26 protein-coding genes are annotated in these 21,972 nt (G+C 37.4%); 22 read left to right on the top strand and 4 right to left on the bottom strand.

The window, feature by feature from the left end:
- The first annotated feature begins 62 nt into the window (after positions 1-62).
- The 5 genes from pstC (at position 63) to NSQ44_RS12675 (ending at position 4,748) form a co-directional block, all read left to right on the top strand.
- Positions 63-1,004, top strand: a complete 942-nt coding sequence (gene pstC / locus NSQ44_RS12695; RefSeq protein ID WP_340857209.1) for a phosphate ABC transporter permease subunit PstC — start codon at positions 63-65, stop codon at positions 1,002-1,004.
- A 1-nt stretch (position 1,005) separates the two neighbouring features.
- The gene (gene pstA / locus NSQ44_RS12690) at positions 1,006-1,884 is read left to right on the top strand and encodes a phosphate ABC transporter permease PstA (protein WP_340857208.1); all 879 of its coding nucleotides are present in this window, start codon (positions 1,006-1,008) and stop codon (positions 1,882-1,884) included.
- A gap of 84 nt (positions 1,885-1,968) precedes the next feature.
- Positions 1,969-2,760, top strand: coding sequence for a phosphate ABC transporter ATP-binding protein PstB (pstB, locus tag NSQ44_RS12685; protein WP_445659534.1), 792 nt, complete (start codon positions 1,969-1,971; stop codon positions 2,758-2,760).
- Positions 2,761-2,801: 41 nt separating this feature from the next.
- Positions 2,802-3,455: a phosphate signaling complex protein PhoU gene (phoU, locus tag NSQ44_RS12680; RefSeq protein WP_063388079.1), complete on the top strand. Its 654-nt coding sequence runs from the start codon at positions 2,802-2,804 to the stop codon at positions 3,453-3,455.
- A gap of 247 nt (positions 3,456-3,702) precedes the next feature.
- Positions 3,703-4,748, top strand: a protein-coding gene (locus NSQ44_RS12675) for an IS630-like element ISBs2 family transposase (RefSeq protein WP_015374552.1) whose coding sequence is annotated in 2 segments (ribosomal slippage) — positions 3,703-4,206 and positions 4,209-4,748 — 1,044 coding nt in all. Because the reading frame shifts where the segments join, the coding sequence is not laid out codon by codon here.
- Positions 4,749-5,135: 387 nt separating this feature from the next.
- Here NSQ44_RS12675 and NSQ44_RS12670 read toward each other — a convergent pair.
- Complete coding sequence (locus NSQ44_RS12670) at positions 5,136-5,681, bottom strand: endolytic transglycosylase MltG (protein WP_340857207.1); 546 nt, start codon at positions 5,679-5,681, stop codon at positions 5,136-5,138.
- Positions 5,678-6,043: a DUF6115 domain-containing protein gene (locus NSQ44_RS12665; RefSeq protein WP_063388081.1), complete on the bottom strand. Its 366-nt coding sequence runs from the start codon at positions 6,041-6,043 to the stop codon at positions 5,678-5,680. Before NSQ44_RS12665 ends, NSQ44_RS12670 begins: the two co-directional genes overlap by 4 nt.
- A 219-nt stretch (positions 6,044-6,262) precedes the next feature.
- Between NSQ44_RS12665 and rpmG the strand changes: the two genes are divergently transcribed.
- The 9 genes from rpmG to NSQ44_RS12620 all read left to right on the top strand — a co-directional run bounded on the left by rpmG (position 6,263) and on the right by NSQ44_RS12620 (position 16,228).
- A complete protein-coding gene (gene rpmG / locus NSQ44_RS12660) occupies positions 6,263-6,412 on the top strand; it encodes a 50S ribosomal protein L33 (protein WP_063388082.1) in 150 nt (49 codons plus the stop codon).
- A 67-nt stretch (positions 6,413-6,479) separates the two neighbouring features.
- Entirely contained in the window at positions 6,480-7,049 is a 570-nt protein-coding gene (locus tag NSQ44_RS12655) for a 5-formyltetrahydrofolate cyclo-ligase (protein ID WP_340857206.1), read from the top strand.
- The gene (locus tag NSQ44_RS12650; protein ID WP_340857205.1) at positions 7,046-7,837 is read left to right on the top strand and encodes a DUF92 domain-containing protein; all 792 of its coding nucleotides are present in this window, start codon (positions 7,046-7,048) and stop codon (positions 7,835-7,837) included. The genes NSQ44_RS12655 and NSQ44_RS12650 overlap by 4 nt, the downstream gene beginning before the upstream one ends.
- Before the next feature lie 310 nt (positions 7,838-8,147).
- Positions 8,148-9,677, top strand: a complete 1,530-nt coding sequence (locus tag NSQ44_RS12645; RefSeq protein WP_340857204.1) for a rhomboid family intramembrane serine protease — start codon at positions 8,148-8,150, stop codon at positions 9,675-9,677.
- A gap of 86 nt (positions 9,678-9,763) precedes the next feature.
- Complete coding sequence (locus tag NSQ44_RS12640; RefSeq protein ID WP_340857203.1) at positions 9,764-9,994, top strand: YqgQ family protein; 231 nt, start codon at positions 9,764-9,766, stop codon at positions 9,992-9,994.
- Positions 9,984-10,952 (top strand): ROK family glucokinase, encoded by a 969-nt coding sequence (locus tag NSQ44_RS12635; protein ID WP_340857202.1) that lies wholly within the window; start codon positions 9,984-9,986, stop codon positions 10,950-10,952. Before NSQ44_RS12640 ends, NSQ44_RS12635 begins: the two co-directional genes overlap by 11 nt.
- A 946-nt stretch (positions 10,953-11,898) precedes the next feature.
- Complete coding sequence (locus NSQ44_RS12630) at positions 11,899-13,809, top strand: LTA synthase family protein (RefSeq protein ID WP_340857201.1); 1,911 nt, start codon at positions 11,899-11,901, stop codon at positions 13,807-13,809.
- Between the two features lie 109 nt (positions 13,810-13,918).
- Positions 13,919-15,040: a M14 family metallopeptidase gene (locus NSQ44_RS12625; protein WP_340857200.1), complete on the top strand. Its 1,122-nt coding sequence runs from the start codon at positions 13,919-13,921 to the stop codon at positions 15,038-15,040.
- A gap of 69 nt (positions 15,041-15,109) precedes the next feature.
- Positions 15,110-16,228, top strand: a complete 1,119-nt coding sequence (locus tag NSQ44_RS12620) for a YqgU-like beta propeller domain-containing protein (RefSeq protein WP_340857199.1) — start codon at positions 15,110-15,112, stop codon at positions 16,226-16,228.
- Positions 16,229-16,344: 116 nt separating this feature from the next.
- Here the strand turns inward: NSQ44_RS12620 and NSQ44_RS12615 are convergent, their stop codons facing one another.
- Positions 16,345-16,518 (bottom strand): DUF2759 domain-containing protein, encoded by a 174-nt coding sequence (locus NSQ44_RS12615; protein WP_065095533.1) that lies wholly within the window; start codon positions 16,516-16,518, stop codon positions 16,345-16,347.
- Positions 16,519-16,764: 246 nt separating this feature from the next.
- Here NSQ44_RS12615 and NSQ44_RS12610 point away from each other — a divergent pair, with 246 nt between their 5' ends.
- Positions 16,765-17,409, top strand: coding sequence for an MBL fold metallo-hydrolase (locus tag NSQ44_RS12610; RefSeq protein ID WP_094246208.1), 645 nt, complete (start codon positions 16,765-16,767; stop codon positions 17,407-17,409).
- Between the two features lie 54 nt (positions 17,410-17,463).
- On the opposite strand, the gene NSQ44_RS12605 is transcribed toward NSQ44_RS12610, so the two are convergent.
- Positions 17,464-17,709 (bottom strand): DUF2626 domain-containing protein, encoded by a 246-nt coding sequence (locus NSQ44_RS12605; protein WP_063388092.1) that lies wholly within the window; start codon positions 17,707-17,709, stop codon positions 17,464-17,466.
- Positions 17,710-18,025: 316 nt separating this feature from the next.
- Here NSQ44_RS12605 and comGA point away from each other — a divergent pair, with 316 nt between their 5' ends.
- The 7 genes from comGA to comGG are packed head-to-tail and all read left to right on the top strand — an operon-like array spanning position 18,026 to position 21,962.
- A complete protein-coding gene (gene comGA / locus NSQ44_RS12600) occupies positions 18,026-19,093 on the top strand; it encodes a competence type IV pilus ATPase ComGA (RefSeq protein WP_340857198.1) in 1,068 nt (355 codons plus the stop codon).
- A complete protein-coding gene (gene comGB, locus NSQ44_RS12595) occupies positions 19,086-20,117 on the top strand; it encodes a competence type IV pilus assembly protein ComGB (RefSeq protein WP_340857197.1) in 1,032 nt (343 codons plus the stop codon). The genes comGA and comGB overlap by 8 nt, the downstream gene beginning before the upstream one ends.
- A 4-nt stretch (positions 20,118-20,121) precedes the next feature.
- On the top strand, positions 20,122-20,433 hold the full coding sequence (gene comGC, locus NSQ44_RS12590; RefSeq protein ID WP_063388095.1) for a competence type IV pilus major pilin ComGC: 312 nt from the start codon (positions 20,122-20,124) through the stop codon (positions 20,431-20,433).
- On the top strand, positions 20,402-20,863 hold the full coding sequence (gene comGD, locus NSQ44_RS12585; protein WP_158640149.1) for a competence type IV pilus minor pilin ComGD: 462 nt from the start codon (positions 20,402-20,404) through the stop codon (positions 20,861-20,863). Before comGC ends, comGD begins: the two co-directional genes overlap by 32 nt.
- Positions 20,847-21,170, top strand: coding sequence for a type II secretion system protein (locus NSQ44_RS12580; protein ID WP_340857196.1), 324 nt, complete (start codon positions 20,847-20,849; stop codon positions 21,168-21,170). Before comGD ends, NSQ44_RS12580 begins: the two co-directional genes overlap by 17 nt.
- Entirely contained in the window at positions 21,103-21,594 is a 492-nt protein-coding gene (comGF, locus tag NSQ44_RS12575) for a competence type IV pilus minor pilin ComGF (protein WP_340857195.1), read from the top strand. Before NSQ44_RS12580 ends, comGF begins: the two co-directional genes overlap by 68 nt.
- Positions 21,591-21,962 carry a competence type IV pilus minor pilin ComGG gene (comGG, locus tag NSQ44_RS12570; protein WP_340857194.1) on the top strand — a complete coding sequence of 124 codons (372 nt, stop codon included), beginning with the start codon at positions 21,591-21,593 and terminating at the stop codon, positions 21,960-21,962. The genes comGF and comGG overlap by 4 nt, the downstream gene beginning before the upstream one ends.
- Positions 21,963-21,972: the final 10 nt, after the last annotated feature.

Below are 21,972 nucleotides of genomic sequence, written 5' to 3'. Positions count from 1 at the left end.
CTGGTTGGATGAGAAGCATCCTTGCTTCTCATCTTCCTATGGGCATGAAAGGGGTTTTCATGATGGCTTTATCTGCAGGAAAATCGGTTCGGGAATTGATCAAAGAGAAAAAATCAAAAAAATCGATGCACGATTTTATAGAAAAATTGGTCCCAGCCGCTTTATTTGTTGCAGCAGCTATTTCCATCTTAACAACAATCGGAATTATTGTTACTCTTGCTACAGAAACAATAATATTTTTTTCGCGGGTTTCTTTTTTTGAATTTATCACTGAAAAAGAATGGTATCCGTTTTTAAAAGATGATGCCTCATATGGAATCATGGCTCTCGTTTCTGGCACGCTGTTAGTAACGGTTATAGCCATGATTGTTGCACTTCCAGTCGGTCTTGCATCTGCTATTTTTTTGAGTGAGTATGCGTCAGATCGGACAAGAAGGATTATCAAACCGATTTTAGAAGTTTTAGCAGGAATTCCAACTATTGTATACGGTTTTTTTGCTCTGACGTTTGTTACTCCTCTCTTGCAAAAGATAATCCCTGATATTGGCTTTTTCAACGCATTAAGCCCGGGCATTGTTGTTGGAATTATGATTATTCCGATGATTGCATCCCTTTCAGAAGATGCGATGAGCTCTGTCCCGAATTCCATTCGAGAAGGCGCACTTGCTTTAGGTGCGACAAAATTTGAGGTGGCTTTAAAAGTAGTGCTTCCTGCTGCCACATCGGGAGTCGTTGCCTCGTTCGTACTAGGGATTTCCCGTGCGATTGGCGAAACAATGATTGTCACGTTAGCTGGAGGAGCTACTCCAAAATTAACGTTTGATCCAACTGAATCTATTCAAACGATGACGGCTTATATTGTTCAAGTGAGCACGGGCGATGCGGGATACGGAACAACAATCTATTACAGCATTTATGCTGTTGGTGCCACGCTTTTTGTCTTTACAATGCTGATGAATTTATTAGCTCAATTTATCTCGCGCCGATTCAGGGAGGAATATTAACATGAAGTACATTGATCAAACGGTTGTCCAAAAAATGATGGGCAAAAGGACTTTAAAAAATCGTTTTTTTCAAACGCTGTTTTTTGTATCTACCATCTTCGCTTTAGTAGTTCTTGCCATCCTGTTATATCGGATATTCACTCAAGGAATTAGTTATGTAACACCGGAGTTTTTCCAAAATTTTGCCTCAAGGAGAGCTTCTGCTTCAGGAATAAAAGCGGCTTTGATCGGCTCGATCTGGGTTATGGGAGTGGTCATTCCAATTTCCCTCCTGCTTGGTGTAGGAACAGCTATTTATTTGGAGGAATATGCGAAAAAAAATAAACTTACAAATTTTATTCAGGCGAATATTTCGAATTTGGCGGGTGTCCCATCTATCGTCTTTGGTTTGTTGGGGCTTACAGTATTTGTTCGGGCGATGGATTTAGGTAGAAGTATTTTGGCAGGCGGCTTAACGATGAGTTTATTAATATTGCCAGTTATTGTCGTGGCGGCTCAAGAAGCGATCCGTTCGGTTCCGAAAGAGTTACGTGAAGCTTCTTATGGAATGGGAGCAACGAAATGGCAAACAATTTATCGAATTGTTTTACCTGCTGCAATTCCTGGAATTCTTACCGGAAGCATTTTAGCTTTTTCACGAGCTATTGGAGAAACAGCCCCTCTTCTTGTGGCGGGTGCATTTGTATTTGTTAACTATTTACCAGAGAATTTATTAAGCTCCTATACGGTTATGCCGATTCAAATTTACAATTGGGCGTCGCGACCTCAAGCAGAATTTCAAAATGTAGCAGCTGCCGGAATCATTGTGTTGTTTATTTTCTTAATAGTAATGAATTCGGTTGCGGTGTTGATTCGAAACAAATTTCAAAAGCGTTATTAAATGGGTTTTCCTAAAAGGATGAAGGAGGTTTTTATTTTGGCAATTACTGAATTGAAAAAAACTGAACTGAAAAAAGAACAAGAAATTGTTTATAAACAAAATAGCGAAGACAAGAATGAAAAGAAAATTGTCTATAAAACGAACGGCTTAAATTTATGGTACGGTGATGATCAAGCTTTAAAAAATATTGATTTGGACATTTATGAAAATGAAGTGACGGCAATCATTGGACCTTCTGGATGCGGAAAGTCGACTTATATCAAAACATTGAATCGAATGGTGGAGCTGATTCCATCCGTTCGGATCAACGGAGAAATATTGTATCGCGGAAGAAATATATTTGATAAATCTTATCGTGTTGAAGAGCTGCGCACTCAAGTCGGCATGGTTTTCCAAAAGCCGAACCCGTTCCCGAAATCCATTTATGACAATATTGCGTACGGACCGAGAATACACGGTATCCGAGATAAAAAAATATTGGATGAAATTGTCGAAAAAAGTTTAAGAGGCGCAGCTATATGGGATGAAGTTAAGGATCGATTGAAGGAAAACGCGTATGGCCTGTCAGGCGGTCAGCAGCAGCGTTTATGCATTGCACGTTGTTTAGCAATTGAACCTGATGTGATTTTGATGGACGAACCAACGTCAGCGCTTGATCCGATTTCTACGTTGAAAATTGAGGAATTGGTTCAAGAATTAAAGAAAGATTACAGCATTATTATTGTAACGCATAACATGCAGCAAGCTGCACGTATATCTGATAAAACTGCCTTTTTCTTAAACGGAGAAGTTATCGAATTTGGCGAAACCGACCAAATCTTTTCTAATCCGTCAGATAAGCGGACGGAAGATTATATTACAGGACGCTTCGGATAATAATTGTTTTGAATAACACGGTTCATGTTGGAGGAAAAAAAATGAGAGAAAAATTCGAACTTGACTTGAACACGTTACACACCAAGTTAATTGAAATCGGCAGTTTGACGGAAGTTGCATTAGGCAAATCAATCCGCGCATTAGAAAAGCAGGATATCGATTTGGCTATTGAAGTATTAGAGCAAGATGTGAATGTCGATCAGCTCGAAGAGGAAATTAATGACTTTGCAATTCTTTTAATTGCAAAGCAGCAGCCCGTTGCGATTGATCTAAGAAGAATCATTGTTTCCATTAAAATAGCTGCTGATATCGAACGAATGGCAGATAACGCAGTCAACATCGCAAAATCAGCAATTCGAATTGGAAATGAACCGCTTATAAAACCGCTTGAACAAATCACAAAAATGCACAAGCTGGCATCAGAAATGCTGTCTTTATCGCTGAAAGCTTACCATGAGGAAGATGTTGCATTAGCAAGAAAAATAGCCGAAATAGACGATGAAGTAGATGATTTATATGGTGAAGCAATTAAGGAGCTTTTGCAAATTATTCCTGAGAACTTAGAGTATATGAATCAAATTACCCAGCTCTCTCTTGTAGCAAGATTTATTGAACGTACTGCTGACCATGCGACGAATATCGCGGAAAATGTTTTATATTTAGTTAAAGGCCGCCATTATGCTTTAAATGATTAAAGGTTTGCCGTTTTCAGGCAAACCTTTTTTATATAAATAAAATCGCTATGTTATTCGTAAATGGTTTCGCGATACTAAAAAGCCCCTCCTAGTGCTAAAATAAATTTTGGTTCGCCACCCAAATTTATCTAGATAGGAAGGGAACTTTTTATGTCTTTTGATTTAAATATATAAATTGAAATAAAGGTTTTCTCCCGTTCCACGGCGAATAAATACAAAGAGAAAATAGGGGAACGGAGAGAAAACTATGATGCCAAATCACAAAGACGAGATCGAAAAGTTGTCCACTGCCATGAAAGAAGCAAAAAGTAAACGAGCATATGAACGCTACCAAGCGATTTATCTTCATTTGCAGGGATATACCAAAGGAGAAATCGCAACGATTATTGGTCGATCCAAGAAAACTATTTATAACTATATTCATGCCTACGCCCAGCGCGGTCTTGATGGACTGGAGATGAAATACTCACCTGGCGCCCCACGTCGATTGACCCCTGAGCAGGAAAAAGAGCTGGCTTTGATCATTGAACATCAGCTCCCCGTAGATGTGGGATTCGAAGCAAAATATAATTGGACGCTTGCGATAATCGCTGAACTCATTCAACAAAAGTGGGGGCCAACATACACGCTTCGCGGAACAAGTGACATTCTGCATCGGTTAGGGCTAAGCTATACGAAACCGACCTATACACTAGCCAATGCCGATGAAGAGAAACAAAAAGAATTCGTCGAAATCACCTTCCCTGAAGTAAAAAAAAACTGGTAGATGGGAACATCGCCCATGTCCTCTTTCAAGATGAGTCGATGATTCGTGATTACCAAGCGATTCAAAAAACATGGTTTGTCAAAGGAAAACAACGAATCATTCCGACGTTTGGAAAACATCAAGGGCTGAAGCTGATTGGCACGTTGAACTACGAAACAGGGGAAGTGTTTTGCATCGAAGAAGAACGCTATGACGCGGAAACATTTCTTCGATTTCTTCAACTTGTGTTAGAACGCTATCCCACAGGCAAAATAGTGATGATTTTAGATAACGCTCGAATTCACCATGCCAAACTCATTCAGCCATTTTTAAAAGAACACGAAGATCGGTTAGAGCTCGTCTTTTTGCCACCATACAGTCCGCAATTGAACTTGATTGAAGGGCTATGGAAATGGCTGAAATCAGACGTGATTTACAACGTGTTCTATTCGAGTGTGCAAGAAATTAGAAAGAATGTCCAAGCCTTTATTCAGCGAATCAACCAGAAACCAGAACAAACGATCGATCGTTTGTGTGTTCAGTTGTAAATCTTTAATTCAACTTATATAGTTTATCGAATATAAAATGGAATTGTAAGTATTATATCGTGTCTATGTCTGAAATATAAGAGACAAGTGTTATGGAAAAATTTCGGGCAGAGCATAGGGCAATTTTGTGAAAGAAAAGGCATGGAATTTTGGTGGGCTTATTGATTAAAAAAAAAGACAATTTAAAAGCCGAGAAAAGCACAAAATTGAGGCTGGGACAATGATCTTGGAATGACAATAATCAACACGGTCGGGAATGGGAGAAAAATGATAAGGGCAATCTTTTTGTGGTTCTGAACTTCACCATTTTGAGTTTTGAAAAACTTCCTTTTTTTACAAACGGCTGGTTTCAAACCTTATTTATAAAAAAACGGATCGCAGCCCCTTTTATCTTGTAAGGGCTTCTGCGATCTCGTAGTAGCTCATCCCTTTTTTTACTTCAAAAGTTCCAATTTGTACACGCTTATGATAATCGTGTTTAATTAAGTATTGATTAAATTTGGAGGCGGAATCAATAATGCCCGATTGTTCAAGTATTTTTGATACGTCGCTTGTCGTCATGCCTTCTTTAATATTTACTTTTACAGGTTTTACCTCAGTTTGTTGGTTATTGTTCTTTTGTTCTTGGTTTTGATTTTGTGTATTTTGGTTTTGTGCATTTTGATTTTGCTGCTTCTGCTGCTGTTCATTTTGTTGAGGTGTTTTATTCAGATTTTTTACTTTTGTATCTTTGTAAGAAAGAAATTCTTCATATTCTTTATTGGATACAGCAATTTTATTATTTTGAGCTAAATACTCGTTAACTGATTTGTCCGTCAACTCTTTTTCAGCCACAACCTTTTGATCATAGTTCCCTAAATAAAAAGTGAGGGTCAAAATTGAGGTGGAAACGATCATCCCTGCTGAGAATGCTTGTAAAATTCGTTTATTCATGATAGTTCCCTCTTATTTTGTTCGATTATTAGCTTTACTTCATCGGTTGTGGCATTTTCCGATTTTGCAATTTCAGCAATTGACATGCCTTGCTGATATTTTGATAGAATTTTGTTTTTCGTGTAATAATCAAAGTGTATAACGGACTGTGTGTCTTGCGAAACAGGCTTTGTGTTTGTTCCTTGCAGCAATTCTTCTTCCAATACCCTCATTTTCTTTTTCATTTTGTATATTTCTTGCATCGCAGAAACGGATAAATGCTCAACTTCTTGTTCCAACTCTTTTATATCGTCACGCTGAGTATAAGCAATTCCTAATAAAGCAATGCTGACAAGGAAAAGAATAATAATCACAATTTCCATGCATCTCACCTTCCATTAGTTGTCCCTTTATTGTTATATCATATATTTTAATAGAACAAAACGGCTTTTAACGAAATTTCATGTTAACTTAAAAAAAATGTAATTTGAAACGACTTGAAACTTTGTGTTCAAAAATAAACATAATGTAGATTTTACAATGCAAAAATGATATTATATAAAAGTCTGAATTTGAACATGAAATAGTTTGGAGGGAAAGATATGCGTGTAAATATTACTCTTGCTTGCACAGAATGCGGCGATAGAAATTATATCTCTACAAAAAATAAACGTACAAACACAGAACGTATCGAATTGAAAAAATATTGTCCAAGATGCAAAAGTCATGCTTTGCATCGTGAAACGAAGTAAAAGCAGTGGGAAGATATTTCCTGCTGTTTTTTTATTATAAAAAAGGTAAATGGGAGGAATTTTTAAGTTGGAAAAAAAATTTGAAATCAGAAATGAAGTGAAACGGATGTTAAAAAACATGGGGCATGAATTTCATGCGGAATGGTCAAACAAAATTGCTGAAACTCTTTTTGAAACAGACTATTGGCAGGAGGCGAATACCATTGGCCTTACAGTATCCAAAGACTTCGAGGTCGATACAAAAAGTTTATTTTTTCGCTGCTGGCAGGAAAAGAAAAAAACAGCTGTGCCTAAATGCGACCCAAATATAAAAGAAATGGAGTTCAGGGAAATAAAATCGTTTGATCAATTAGAGAATGTTTATTTAGATTTACAGGAGCCGATCTTTGAGCAAACAACACTCATAACGCCAAAAGAAATTGACTTGCTCATCGTCCCTGGCATCTGCTTCGACCGGCGTGGGCACAGGATCGGATATGGCGGGGGTTATTTTGATCGTTATTTACATAAATACGCTAATGTAACTATTGCGCTTGCTTTTTCCTTTCAAATAGTTGAGGAAGTGCCGATTGAATCCCATGATATTCCGGTTGATATCATCATTACTGAAAAAGAATTGGTGGAGTGCAGGAAATGATCATTCCTTTATTGTTCATTATTTTTATTGCGACTATCGCTTATATTTCCTATAAGTCAAAAGCTTTGTCGATTTCTGGAGCAATAAGCTCCGTATTTGTCGGCGCCAGCATCTATTTTAGTTTTGGTTTTCCAGGGCTGGTCCCCCTTGGATTATTTTTTGCGTCATCAAGCATGATCAGTAAATGGAAGAAGGAACGAAAAGCGCAAATGGCATCAATTCTTGAAAAAGGGGAAAGACGCGACTATGTTCAAGTGCTGGCAAATGGCGGGATTCCAGTATTGATCAGCATTTTCAATATAGTGGATCATGATGACCGCAATTTTTGGTTCATTCTTTTAACCATTTCATTCGCTTGCGCCAACGCGGACACATGGGCTTCCGAAATTGGCAGCTTAAGCCGAATAAAACCGATTCTTTTATTTCCTCCAAAATTTGTCGAAAAAGGAACATCAGGTGCTGTTACCGTTCTCGGAACTTTTGCTTCCATCCTCGGTTCTTCGTTTGTTGCGCTGGGGAGTTCTTTTTTTATAAAAAATGATGCTCAAAGTTTGCCTTTCATTATATTATTTGGATTTATTGGAGCTTTGATTGACACCCTGTTCGGATGCTTTTTTCAACGAAAAAATAAATGTCTCGTCTGCCATGCTGAAACGGAAAAAAGAATACATTGCGGGGAATATACGGTAAAGACGAAAGGTTTTGTCTGGATGAATAATGACGCAGTCAATTTTTTATCAATTTTCATTGCAACAGTAATTGCGTATTTTATTTTGGATAAAAATTGAGCAAAAAGTTTATTTTAATTAATGGAGGGATTAAATTATGAAGCGATTAAAAAGAATTCTTCTAGTATTCGGCATTTTCTTCATATATTCAAATCGATACAAAATTATGAACGTATGCCTAAAAAGCAAATGGATGCGTGAGAAATTTATTCAACTGACAATGCAGATACCGCTAATTGGCAGGAAATTTCTCCAAGGTGCTTTTAAATAGGTGGAAATGGAAAGCTGAATCGTTTTTGATTCAGCTTTTTTCTTCAAACTGCCCTTCCACATTGGTATAATAAAGGAAAAACATGCGGAGAGATTTTAAATGGGGACTCAGCTAGATTTTATTTTTTGGAAAATTTTGCAAAGTCTTGTGGTGGAGCATAATTACAGGCTAATCAATATATCCGGCGATCATTCGGAGGTTTGGCTTGAGCCGTTTCGCAACAAATATTTTCAGCTTGTACGATTTGTCAGAAAAGATATTGACTGGGGAAATTGGATCTCTCAAGACATTGAACATACGGCGCATATTTTTGAAACGATCCGAAAACAATCTATGAGAAGGGACTTAAATATTCTTAACATTTATGTGACCACATTTCCTCCTGTTGATGATTGGGAATTTCGGATTAAAGAACCTTTTGCGCATGGGAAAACAGTCGTCAAAACAATGCTGCTGGATCAAGAGCATATAATGGAAAAAACAGGTGATTTGGAAGATGCTCTTTCGGCTTCGTTGAAAAAACTTGATTATGCAGCAGAAGAATCAAATTTTGAATCAGTTGAACGAATAAAAGAAGAAATATTTTCTTATATAAAAAGGCAAGAAAGGCTGGAACGCTCCTTTTTTGAAAATGGCAGGCCTTTCTTTACATATGTTTTTTTAGCAGCACAAATTGTGATGTTTTTTCTTCTTGAATTGTACGGGGGAAGCACAAATTCTGATACTCTTATAAAATTTGGAGCGAAATACAATCCTGCCATTTACGATGGCGAATGGTGGAGATTTTTTTCACCAATTTTATTGCATATCGGTTTTTTGCATTTGATTATGAACTCTTTAGCCCTTTATTATATTGGAATGACTGTTGAAAAAATGTATGGTTCGATTCGATTTTTGCTTATATACTTGTTTGCCGGATTTACTGGTTCGCTTGCAAGCTTTGCTTTCAGCCCCTTTTTGTCCGCAGGTGCATCAGGTGCGATATTCGGCTTGTTCGGTGCGCTCTTGTTTTTAGGAGTGTTAAACCCTAAATTGTTTTTCCGTACAATAGGACCCAACATCTTGATTGTAGTTTTAATTAACTTAATGCTTGGCTGGGCGATTCCGAATGTGGACAACGCTGGTCATATAGGCGGTTTAATTGGCGGATTTCTGGCAGCTTTTGTTCTGCAGATTCCAAGGATGTCCAAATTTTTCACGAGAGCAGTGGGGCTTATTTTATCGATCATCTTCGTTTTCGGTCTTGGGTATTATGGATATGAAATAGCCCCTAAGCGCAATTCGGAAATGGCTTTAGCAAGGGCGCAGGCACTAATTGAGAACAAGGAGTTCCAAAAGGCTTCCGAAGTGCTTTCGGAAGCGAAGGAGCTTGATGATGCAAAAGTTGAAATCATCTATTTACTTGCTTATACGGAATATCGTTTGAACAATGTGGCAAGCTCAATTGAATATTTAAACAATGTATTGGAAAAAGATCCGACATTTCATCAAGCTTATTATGTACTTAGCCTAATATATGCGGAACAGAATGATGTTGTGAAAGCACAAGAAGCGATTGATAAGGCATTGAAGCTTGATCCGGGAAAAGCGGAATATCAGCAGCTAAAACAACAGCTTGACAATCTATAGCTCGATGACTTGTTCGGAAGTTTTCAAAAAAAGAACTTTAGCAATATGTGCAGCTTATCCACATTTTTATTTAGAAGGTGATGTTTTTGAAAACGATTTACGACATACAACAGCTTTTAAAACGTTTCGGTACTATCATATACATCGGGGATCGTGTGGCTGATCTTGAATTAATGGAGGAGGAGGTGAAGCAGCTGTTTGAGTCGCAGCTGATTGACGCAAAAGAATTTGAAATGGCCATGCTATTGTTAAGACGAGAAATAATGATAGAAAAAGATAAGAGAAAAAGAGTAAAGGATGATAAATATGATCGATAATTGGCTAGTTGGTGTGGACTTAGGGGGAACTACGATAAAAATTGCATTTATCAATATAAATGGAGATATTATTGAAAAATGGGAAATCCCTACCGATAAATCAGGAAAAAATATTGTTAGTGATATTTCTCAATCTATATACGAAAAGTTGAAAGAACTTGGTGAATCGAAGCAAAAGCTGATTGGAATCGGCATGGGGGCGCCTGGACCTGTCGATTTAACAGAGGGAATCATTTCTAGAACTGTCAATATTGGATGGGAAAATAATTATCCGCTTAAGAAAAATCTTGAAAAAGAAACTGGTTTGCAAGTAAGAGTTGATAATGATGCCAACCTTGCAGCTCTTGGTGAAATGTGGAAAGGAGCGGGGAATGGAGAAAGAGATTTAATATGCGTCACACTCGGAACGGGAGTCGGCGGAGGAATCATTGCAAATGGAGAAATAATCCATGGGAAAAATAGCGCAGGCGGAGAAATCGGCCATATAACTTCCGTTTTGCATGGAGGTTTTCCGTGTAACTGCGGAAAAACCGGCTGCCTGGAAACGGTCGCCTCTGCAACTGGAATAGTTCGAATGGCTATAGCCAAAATGGAAGAGTTTAATGGGAGATCAACGCTGAATCGAGAATTGGAAAGAAAAGGATCGATCACTGCAAAAGATGTGTTTGATGCTGCGAAAAACGGCGATGAGATGGCATTGCAGGTTGTCGACGACATGACGATGCATCTTGGTCTTGCTCTTGCCAACTTGGCTACTGCTTTAAATCCTTCCAAAATTATCATTGGCGGTGGAGTATCAAAGGCTGGGGAATTTTTAATAAAAAGAGTTAAAAATGTTTTTCAACAGTTCGTTTTTCATGAAGCTTCCGCAGCAGATATTACTCTTGCAACGCTTGGCAATGATGCAGGTGTAATTGGCGGCGCATGGCTGGTTAAAACGTACATACTTGAAAATTGAGGAAGACTAAAAAATAGCGCTTTTAAAAAAGGCGCTATTTTTTTGGGTGCGCCCGGCATGGGTGTAATCTATAGGGTGAAAGTCCCGAGCTGCGAAGGCAGAAGTAGCAGTTAGCTTAACGCAAGGGTGTCCGTGGCGACGCGGAATCTGAAGGAAGCGAGCGGCAAACTTTAAGGTCTCTCGGAACACGAACTTCATATGAGGCTAGGTATCACTGGGTGAGTTTGCACAACAAAACAAAGCCCTTTCTGCCGAAGGTGATACAGAGTAAATGAAGCAGATGGATGGAAGGAAAGATTACACTCTTACCCGGGGAGGTCTGGCGGATAGGTGAAATACGCTTCATAACCTACTTAGTGATAAGTAGCTGAACCGTCAGAAGTCAGCAGAGGTCATAGTATTAGTTGGTTTAGAACTACTAAGAAGGACCGAACAATTAAGAGAGAATAGCCCTTGGCATTCAGTGAGTCATGATGAACACAGAAAACGTAGTACCTCACTTGAGGAAGGAAGCGGTGAATCCCGTGGGAGACCTCTTGGAGGGTGGAGTGACCACTGGCATAAAGAGAACAGCTATTCACGGAAGTTATAAAGACTTGCGTCAATCATCTTAATTGAACCGCCGTATACGGAACCGTACGTACGGTGGTGTGAGAGGACGGGAGTTAATCGCTCCCTCCTACTCGATGCAGCCAAATTTGGATTATAACAAATTCTGTTTATATGAAACTTTTTTAAATTTTGTCCGTCTAAACATAATAGGTACTGAGATAAAATAATATATAAAAAGCTAGCATCTTATTGTAAATATATTGTAAAAAAACATTGATTTTTTTTGGAAGAAGTATTAAGATAATCTTTAGTTATTCACTAAGATGCCTAAAAAATGGAAAAAAACACTTAAGTATAGAAATGCGCAGGTCCACCGTTTGAGGAGGTAAAAAAAATGCGTAAAAGCACATTTTCAAAAATTTCTTTTTTGTTATTAGCGACATTTTTTATGTGGATTAAAACGTACATTGTCTACAAAACTAGTTTTGATATAAAAATAGAAAATTTCAAGCAAGAGATTATTTTATTCATCAATCCGCTGAGCTTTTTGCTGTTTGTTTTTGGTATTGGATTATTTATGAAAGACAAAAACCGGAATCGCTGGGTGATCGGTGCCAGCATTGTGATGACCTTTCTCTTATTAGCTAATGTTGTTTTTTATCGGTTTTATAACGACTTTTTGACTATTCCCGTGCTCTTCCAAGCTAGCAATATGGGAGATTTGGGAAGCAGCATAACCGAGCTGATTCAACCTGTCGATATATTAATGTTTGTTGATATAGCCATTTTAATTTGGCTTTCACGGAGACCTGTTTTCCGCAAACAGGAAAAATTAATGCGCAAAGAAAAAACAGCATATTATTTAATGGCTGCAGCTGTGTTTTTCTTTAATCTTGGATTGGCTGAAACAGAGCGTCCGCAGCTTTTAACAAGAACGTTTGATAGGGAGATGCTCGTCAAAAATATCGGTGTATACAATTTTCATATTTACGATTCTTTGCTGCAGTCCAAAACGTCTGCACAACGTGCCTTAGCTGACAGCAATAACTTGGTCGAAATTCAAAATTATTTAAATGCGAACAAAAAAGAGCCTAGTAAAGAAATGAATGGAATTGCAAAAGGTAGAAATGTCATTATCGTCTCTATGGAGTCGTTCCAAAACTTTGTTATCAATCAGAAATTGAACGGACAAGAAATTACCCCGTTTTTAAATGATTTTATTAAACAAAGCTACTATTTTGATAATTTTTACCATCAAACAGGACAAGGCAAAACGTCAGATTCAGAATTTTTATTGGAAAATTCTTTGTATCCGTTGGGAAGAGGCTCAGTCTTCTTTACAAATGCGAACAATGAGTACAATGCAACTCCGGAAATTTTAAAGGATTACGGTTATTACACAGCTGTATTTCATGCAAATAACCGCACATTCTGGAATCGCGATGTGATGTATAATTCTCTCGGATACGACCGTTTCTTTGATGTCAGAGATTATAATGTGACGGAAGAAAATTCGGTAGGATGGGGATTGAAGGATATTGACTTCTTTAAGCAGTCGGTACAATTATTGAAAAATGTTCCTCAGCCTTTTTATACGAAATATATTACATTAACGAACCATTTTCCGTTTGAGTTGGGTGAAGAAGATAAATTGATTGATGAATTTGATTCTGAAGATGGAGTCGTGAATCGCTATTTTACGACGGTTCGTTATACAGATGAAGCCTTGAAAGTGTTCATCGAAGATCTAAAAAAAGCTGGACTATATGAAAATTCAATTATTATATTGTACGGCGACCATTACGGTATTTCCGAAAACCATAACAAAGCGATGGCACAATTTTTAGGAAAAGAGGAAATTACGCCGCTTGATACGATTCAGCTGCAAAAAGTTCCGTTAATTATCCATATTCCAGGGGTTACCGATAAAAATCCGAAAGTGTTCCATCAAGTCGCCGGGCAAATTGACTTGAAGCCAACTATTTTAAACCTGCTAGGCATTGATACGAAAAACGATATCGAATTTGGTACAGATATTTTTTCAAAAGACCGTATTCCGTTTGCTGTGTTAAGGGACGGCAGCTTTATTACGGATCAATATGTGTATACAAGAGGAATATGCTATGACAAATCAACAGGCGAAGCTGTTGAGGATAAAAATGCATGTGAACCATATATGGAAAAAGCGAAAAATGAGCTTGATTATTCGGATGAAATTATTTATGGTGACCTGCTGCGGTTTTTTGACAATGAGGATGAACCATCTCCGAATTCAACCGAGCAGCAAGCTGCAAAAAAACAGTAAAAGGCTCTGGCCATTAGGTCAGAGCTTTTTTATACGTTTTATTAATGAAACATGATGTCGTTCATATAATATGTTATGTACTGAATAAAAAGGGGAGAGGGGTTTTTTTATGGAAATCTGTATGAATGAAACAGCGGATTTGGAGTACTTGAAAAAAAAATATCAACTTTCGAAACGATTGTTGTTGGATTCAAATCCCTTCTTCGAAAACGAAAAAATCTTTAAAGGGGAAAAAATCGTCATTCCCGGATGGGGTTTCGTACAAAATAATCCGTTTCATCCTTCACCAAGCTTGACTAAAAATACATACAATGCCGTCCCAATTTCATGGCCTGTAATTGATCCCAAACGGCCCTATCATTTTTTGGCTTTGACAAGCGATATTAAGGTGTTAAAAAAAAATTACCCATTTATTAAAGAGAGGATTATCGGCCGCAGTGTTCTAGGGAATCCTTTAGTTGAACTTCTTATCGGTTCCGGAACGAAAAAAGTTCATATGAACGGTTCGTTTCATGCAAATGAGTGGATTACGACAGCCATTATGATGAAATGGCTCAATGAGTATGTTCGGAAGCTTATTTTAAACGAATCGATTAATGGAATTTCTGTAAGACAGCTTTATGAGCAGATTACTTTATCGTTTGTTCCGATGGTGAATCCGGATGGAGTGAATCTTGTTTTAGCAGCTGAATCGTTCGATCCTCAAGTGAAAGAACAGGCCGTCAAGTTAAATAATAACTGTGAAGATTTTTCCGATTGGAAAGCAAATATTCGCGGCGTTGATCTGAACAATCAATTTCCTGCCTTTTGGGAAATTGAAAAAGAAAGAAAAAGCCCAAAATCCCCGGCACCTCGTGATTATCCAGGTGATTATCCTCTCTCAGAGCCGGAAGCAATTGCTATGAGTGAACTAGTAAAGCAGTCTCAATTTGAACTCATCGTAGCCTTTCACACACAAGGAGAAGAAATATATTGGGGGTATTTAAACTATGAACCAGAGATGTCGGAAGAAATCGTAAAAGAGTATGAGTTGTTAAGCGGATATAAAGGAATCCGAATGATTGATAGTCATGCCGGTTTTCGCGATTGGTTTATTAAAGAATACAGAAAGCCGGGATTTACCGTTGAATTAGGCAGAGGAAGGAACCCTTTGCCGCTTGACCAATTTGATGAAATTTATCGGAAAGCAAAGGGAATATTTTGGGCGTCGCTTTATTTGCTGTGCAAATAAATTATTTGAAACATTTTTTTGAAAAATTCGTAAATTATAAGTGAAAATTGGATGAGAAGGATGAGGGTGATGAGGGCAGCTTTTTTTTTCGCCATGTGCTTTCCGATTCTCCTTTTGTCGTCTTGTGAATTTCATCAGCTTACGAATGAAAAGAAACAAGTGACAAAAGAGAAAAAAACGGAAAATGAGTTTGATAACTTTAAAGCAGAACAGAATCTTTTAGAGAATATTCAACCGATTGAAGCAGAGGAAAATACCTTTCAAAATATTACTGGATGGTTTCATGAAACGGCTGTGCTTTACATTAAAAATCTTGAAGACCGTTCGGAAGTTATTTGTCACGATCTTCAAAGCGGAAAAGATGAACTATTTTTCCAGACAAAGCATCCGATTATTCAAACAGTGCCCAATGATCGCCGAACAATTTTTCTCATTCATTCAAGTCCTGAAACCAATCAAGCCATCCTGACATTTGTAAACACCGAAGGAGAGGAATTATTTCATTGGGAAATCAATGCGTTTGAACTTCAATATACATGGAATCCCTATAATGAAAACGAGCTGATGGTTACAGCATTTGCTGAAGATTGGTCATATAAGACTTATTTGCTTGATTTGAAAGAGAAAAAAGTTGTGGATAGTCCCTATCAAATACCTTTTTTTCAATGGACAGATGAAGATCGCATTACGTATGTAAAATGGAATAACGATGAGCCTGAGTTAAGCGCTCCGCTTTATGAAGCGAACTTAATGAAACATCACGAAAAAAAAATCGCTGATCATGTCATCGGAAATGGAAATTTTTCATCGATTGTCATGTATTTGCAGGAAAATCAACAGGAAAAAGGATTCGGTCAATATGTTTTTATAAATTCTTCATCAAAAAAAGTGTTGTCTACATTTCGTGTCCCTTTGGCTTCCGATTACTCTCAATGGATTTTTCCCTACTATGACTTCAATGCTCAAAATCAGCAGCTTTATACATTTGTGCCCGTTGCCAAATCCCAGGACGGTTCCTTTGAACTGCAGAGATTTAACCTTATCACTAAGAAAAAAGAAACCATCTTCAAAAACGTGACAAACGATCCTATCCTCATTTCGCCATCTGGTCATTATGCTTTGTATGGGCCGAGATTGGAAAAAATCATGGATTTAAGGAAGGAAAAGATTCAGGAGATTGTAAAATAAACAGGAGTGAAAGCATCTTTTTTGGCAATATGAAGCGGAGGTTAAAAGACGGGTGTGTGACAACTGAATGTTTATTTATTCATAAAAAAAAGAATGGCCCCGCCATTCTTTCTTTTTTAGTGTGGCACTGGTATACCGTGGTGAACAATCGTTTTATAGGTAAACCATCCAAAAACAGCGACTGTTCCAAGCGCAAACAAAATTCCCAATATGTTTTTTTGTTTTAAAGAACGGAAAATAGCATAGATACCAAGCAAAGTTACTAAAGTAAAGATAATGACAGTACCCATTGTATAGCCCCCAATCTTTTATACGTTGAAGTGCGGCAAATATCTTCCCCTTCATATTTTAATCTCTTTTACTAGATTTGTCGAGGTAGGAACGGTACGTTTGCATAAAATGACTATGTCAATTTTATGAACAGTATGTCCTGCACATTTTAGGTTTGGCCAAAAATTTTCTAACTATTCCTTTTGCGCCAAAAAAGAATGTTTTGTATGATGGAAATGGAAAAGAAAATGACCTGAGGTGAGAGCATGAAATGGATGAGAATCCCGCTCGGATTGCTGCAAACAAATGCGTATATTTTAACAAATGACAAAAATGAGTGTATTTTATTTGATCCAGGCGATGAAGGAGAAAAGCTAATTGAAGTATTGCGCAAACATCAGTTGACTCCCCTTGCCATTTTGTTGACACATGCACATTTTGATCACATCGGAGCGATTGATGATGTTCGAAAAGTTTGGAATATTCCAGTATATGTCCACGAAAAAGAACAAAAATGGCTTGGCGATCCTTCTTTAAATGGATCTGGTCATTTTATGAATGGAAAAAATGTAATGGTAGAGGAAGCGGACGTAATCATTCGGGAAGAAGGAAGCTTGACAATTGGTTCTTTCCAGTTCTCTTTATTTGAAACACCGGGGCATTCTCCTGGAAGCATCTCCTACTATTTAGAAGAAGCAAATGCTGTTTTTTCAGGCGACGTATTATTTAAAGGAAGCATTGGCCGTACGGATTTGCTTGGAGGGAATCATGAAGAACTGCTGAAAAGCATTCATGAAAAACTGCTAGTGCTGCCGGAAGAAACCATTGTGTTGCCTGGCCACGGTTCAGAAACAACCATTATAGAAGAAATGGAAACAAATCCTTTTTTAAATGGATTTTCGCTTTCGTAAAAATTGAAGAAGGTCAAAAAACAGGCAATTCCATTGCGGAATTGCCTGTTTTTATTAATGGCCGCCTTGTCCAGGGACCATCATAAACGTCGTCCAATATGTAAACCCGACGAAGAAAATGGTCAAATATGCTCCGAAAATATAAATATACATACGTTCAGTTAATTTTAAATAAGATAGTAAAACAAAAAATCCAGTTTGACCAAAGAAAAGTAAAGACGTCGTCTTCATATCGCCTAAATAAAACATAATAGCAAAAATACCTGTCCAAAAACCGAGTACACGGAACATGCGATCCATTGTGTTTCCCTCCTTTTCCCTCAATCGGTCGCTTTTTATATTATAATGTACAGCTTGATACATTGTAAATATACCGTTTCCAATTGTTATTGTATCCACTTTGTTTTCAAACATGTTGTAAAAAAATGTTCAAAAATTATGAGTTTATAGCAAAAAATTGTTTTCTAAACAGTCTTTGCAAACAATTGTTATTTTTTTGCTATGTTCAATTAAATTTTGCAAAAGGAAAGGGAAAAGAAAAATCCATTATCGACGTTCGCATTTTTCTCTTCAATTCGTTAAGATGAATCCTAAGAAAAGAAAGGGGGGATATGGAATGATTGAAATTGAAAAGCTTAGCGAAAAACTGATTGAACTGGCGTGTTCATTTAGTGCCTCAGACATCCATATTGTTCCGAAAAAGAAAAAAGCAGTTATTCAATTTCGAATTGACGATGACATCAAAGAAATATTTCATCTGCCAAAAGCTATTTGTGAACGCTTAATTTCTCATTTTAAATTTATGGCCCAAATGGATATTGGCGAAAAAAGGCGTCCGCAAAACGGTGCTTACTCCTTCCATACGATTTACGGAGAGGTGCATCTTCGTTTATCGACATTGCCTACAGTATTCGATGAAAGTCTAGTCATCCGAATATTGCTAGAGCAATCGATTCAATCGCCTGAAAAACTTTCATTGTTCCCGTCAGAATCCAAAAAAATGCTTTCATTTTTAAACCATTCTCACGGTCTCTTGATCCTTACCGGTCCGACCGGTTCGGGAAAAACGACCACTCTTTATTCGCTTCTCCATTATGCAAAAAAACATTTTAAAAGAAACATCATCACACTTGAAGATCCTGTGGAAACGAAAAGCGATGAAATGCTTCAAGTGCAGATCAATGAAAAAGCTGGAATTACGTATGCAAATGGGTTAAAAGCAATATTAAGACATGATCCTGATGTCATTATGGTCGGTGAAATTCGGGATCATGAGACAGCAAGGATTGCGGTCCGGGCTGGGCTTAGCGGACATTTAGTACTGACCACCATGCATACGCGGGATGCAAAGGGGGCTATTTATCGATTATTAGAATTTGGTGTAACATTTTCCGAAATTGAGCAAACTTTGATCGCTGTTGCTGCGCAGCGTCTCGTTCATTTAATATGTCCGTTTTGCAAAGGGAATTGCCCGCCTTATTGCAAAAAATTAAAGGAAATTAGGAGAATTGGGGTCTATGAACTTCTTTACGGCAAAAATTTAACCGCCGCTATTCGGGAAGCAAAAGGAGAGGAGCAGAGTGAGTTAGATTATATGAAGTTAAAAGATGTAATTAAAAAAGGAATCGCTCTTGGATATTTATATCCGGACATATATGATCGTTGGGTGTTTGAATATGAATAGGCATCGATGGAACAAAAAGATGCAGGCACAATTTTTGAAGAAAGTGAGTGAACTGCTTTCAGAGGGGTATGCATTAAATGAAGCTATTCGCTTTATGAGTTTTCATGTAAAAGAAAAATACCGACAAGATATTGAGACTTGCATACAGATGTTGACAAAAGGAAATTCACTATACACGGCTTTTGAGAAGCTTGGATTTCATCGAGATGTACTAAGCTATCTTTTCTTTGCTGAAAAGCATGGTGATATACATTTTGCTTTAAAAGAAAGCTCAGTAATGCTGGAAAAACAACTCCTCCATTTGGAAAAATTTATTCAAGTTCTCCGCTATCCGCTCTTTTTAATTTCTCTTCTTTTAATTATTTTATTTGTCATCCAAGCAGTTGTTACCCCGCAATTTTCGTATATGTATGAAGCAGTTGATTTGAACGCCTCCTTCTTTCTGACATTTGTCATGTTTACCATTCAAGGGATCAAATGGTTTTTTCTTATTTTGTTTGTCTCCTTCTTTCTCCTTTTTTTCTACTATTGGGTCTTTTTCCGAAAAAAGCCTCCGCTTGAAAAACAGAAGCTGCTTATGAAAATTCCGATCGTGTCAAAAGGTTTGCGGTTATTTCACAGCTACTATTTTTCTTTGCAAATGAGCAATTTGTTGAAGGGAGGATTGTCCGTTTTTGAATGCTTTACTCTGTTTCAAGAACAACATTTTCTCCATTTTTATAGGGAAGAGGCCAATCTCTTTATCGAGAAATTAAAGAAAGGAGAATCGCTAGAGATCATATTTGCTGAAAGTCCATTTTTTGAACAGGAACTTTCCTCTGTTGTTCAACATGGACAAGCCGTCGGTCAATTGTCTAAAGAGTTGTATATGTACAGCCGGTTCGTATTGGAGCGGATGGAACAAAAAATAATGAGAATCATTAGTTATATTCAGCCGGTCGTTTTTTTGATGATCGGGGTCTTCGTATTGATCATTTATTTATCGATTTTGCTTCCAATGTACCAAATGATGGGTCAAGTATAGGAGGATGAAAATAGTGAAAAATGAGCATGGATTTACATTGGTGGAAATGCTGGTTGTACTGTTAGTGATCTCGATTTTGCTTATTATAACGATTCCGAATGTTATGGCACATAATAAAAATATTCAAAATAAAGGGTGCGAAGGTTTAATTGATATGGTGCAGGGGCAAGTCGTCGCATATGAAATGGAGTTTCATCAAACACCAACAATTAATGATTTAATCACGAAAGGGTACTTGCCGAATAATTCTGGAAAATGTCCAAATGGTGATGAGATTGAAATTGATGCAAATGGAAACGTCATTAAGAGCAACTAGGCAAAGTGGTTTTACTGTTCTGGAGATGCTTCTTGTTCTTTCGATCTTTTTATTGATCAGCTCTTTTATATGGATTGGAGCAGTAAATATTTACAGAGAAAAAGTCATCGATCAATTTTTCGTTCAACTGGAAAAAGATTTGCTATATGTACAACAGCACGCATTCGTTAATAAAGAAAAAATTTATTTGTTTTGGTATCCTGACAAACATTACTACGAAGCTGAACGATCCGGCTTTAAAGGGGAACTGTTTGAAAGAGCATACGATCAAAACATAAAAGTCGAATCAGGAAACATAAAATTTCCAATCGAGTACTCTCCTTCCGGCTATTTTTATCAAGCTGGAACAATCTTCATTTCTTATGATAAAAAAACGTACAAAATCATTTTTAATTTAGGGAGAGGAAGGTTCCGTGTGGAAAAATTATAGCGGATATACGATCACAGAAATATTAATAGCATTTTCCATATGGTGTTTGCTTTCGCTGACGCTGGTCCCTGTGTCAACAGCCTTATTGAAACAGCAAAAAGAAGCAACAGCATCTGTGCTGGCTTATCAACTGCTCAAAGAAGAACTTGAACGTTTTGTATTTGAAAAGAAAAAAACAAATGGCCAAGTTGAGCGGCAAGGGATGATGTTTGAACTGGTGTGGGGAAAGGAGGGGCAATTTGCTGAATTATGTGTTCTTTCGGATGAAAATGCAGAACAAAAGGTTTGCGGCTACATTTATGAATAATAAAGGATATACGGCTGCAAACATGCTGATAGCCTTTCTAGCGACAACCATTATCATCTCTTCCTTTGCACCCATGCTCTCATTTTTTCTCAAATTGAATACGAGACAGCAAGATTTACATCCAAGCGAGTGGAATTTATTTCTAATTGAGCTTCATCGTGAAATCAAAACGTCTCAACAAATAATGGTGAAGCAAAATGTTTTACAATATAAAAATCAAAAAGGAGAAGTAGTCACACTCAGTCAATATAATGATTTGCTGCGCTATCAAGTTGACGGAAAAGGACATGTTATTGTGCTGCGCGGTGTTCAAGCCGCTCATTTTATTCCAATAATACATGGTGTGAAAATTGAAATCACAAGCTTAGAAGGTAAGCGGTTTGAAGGAACCATTCGCGATGTGAAAGGAGTGATTCCTGATTGAAAAATGAAGATGGTCATATTTTCCCAATGACGATCGGCATATTTCTGCTTTGCATAATGATTCTTACCGCATATGCTTCCTCATATATACAAGAGCAAAGATTTCGGCATGATGCGAAAGAGTTTTATTTGCAGGAAACGTTAATGCTTGCCGGTGTTCAATATTCGCTGAAAAAAGCTGACTATTCTGATACCCAGGAAATACTTGAACTCCCAAATGGAACCATTTCGTATAAACGAACGAAAAAAGAAAACGGAATCGTCAATATTTCCATTACATGCAAGACGTTAAAAGGAACGGAGTATACGGCAAACTTTCATTATGATTTGAACAATCAACAGATTATGAGCTGGAATGAATATTCATAGCTTTCATCGT

This window comes from Aeribacillus sp. FSL M8-0254, from assembly GCF_038008845.1.
Taxonomy (GTDB): domain Bacteria; phylum Bacillota; class Bacilli; order Bacillales; family Aeribacillaceae; genus Aeribacillus; species Aeribacillus composti.
This window is presented reverse-complemented; position numbering and strand designations above follow the sequence as displayed.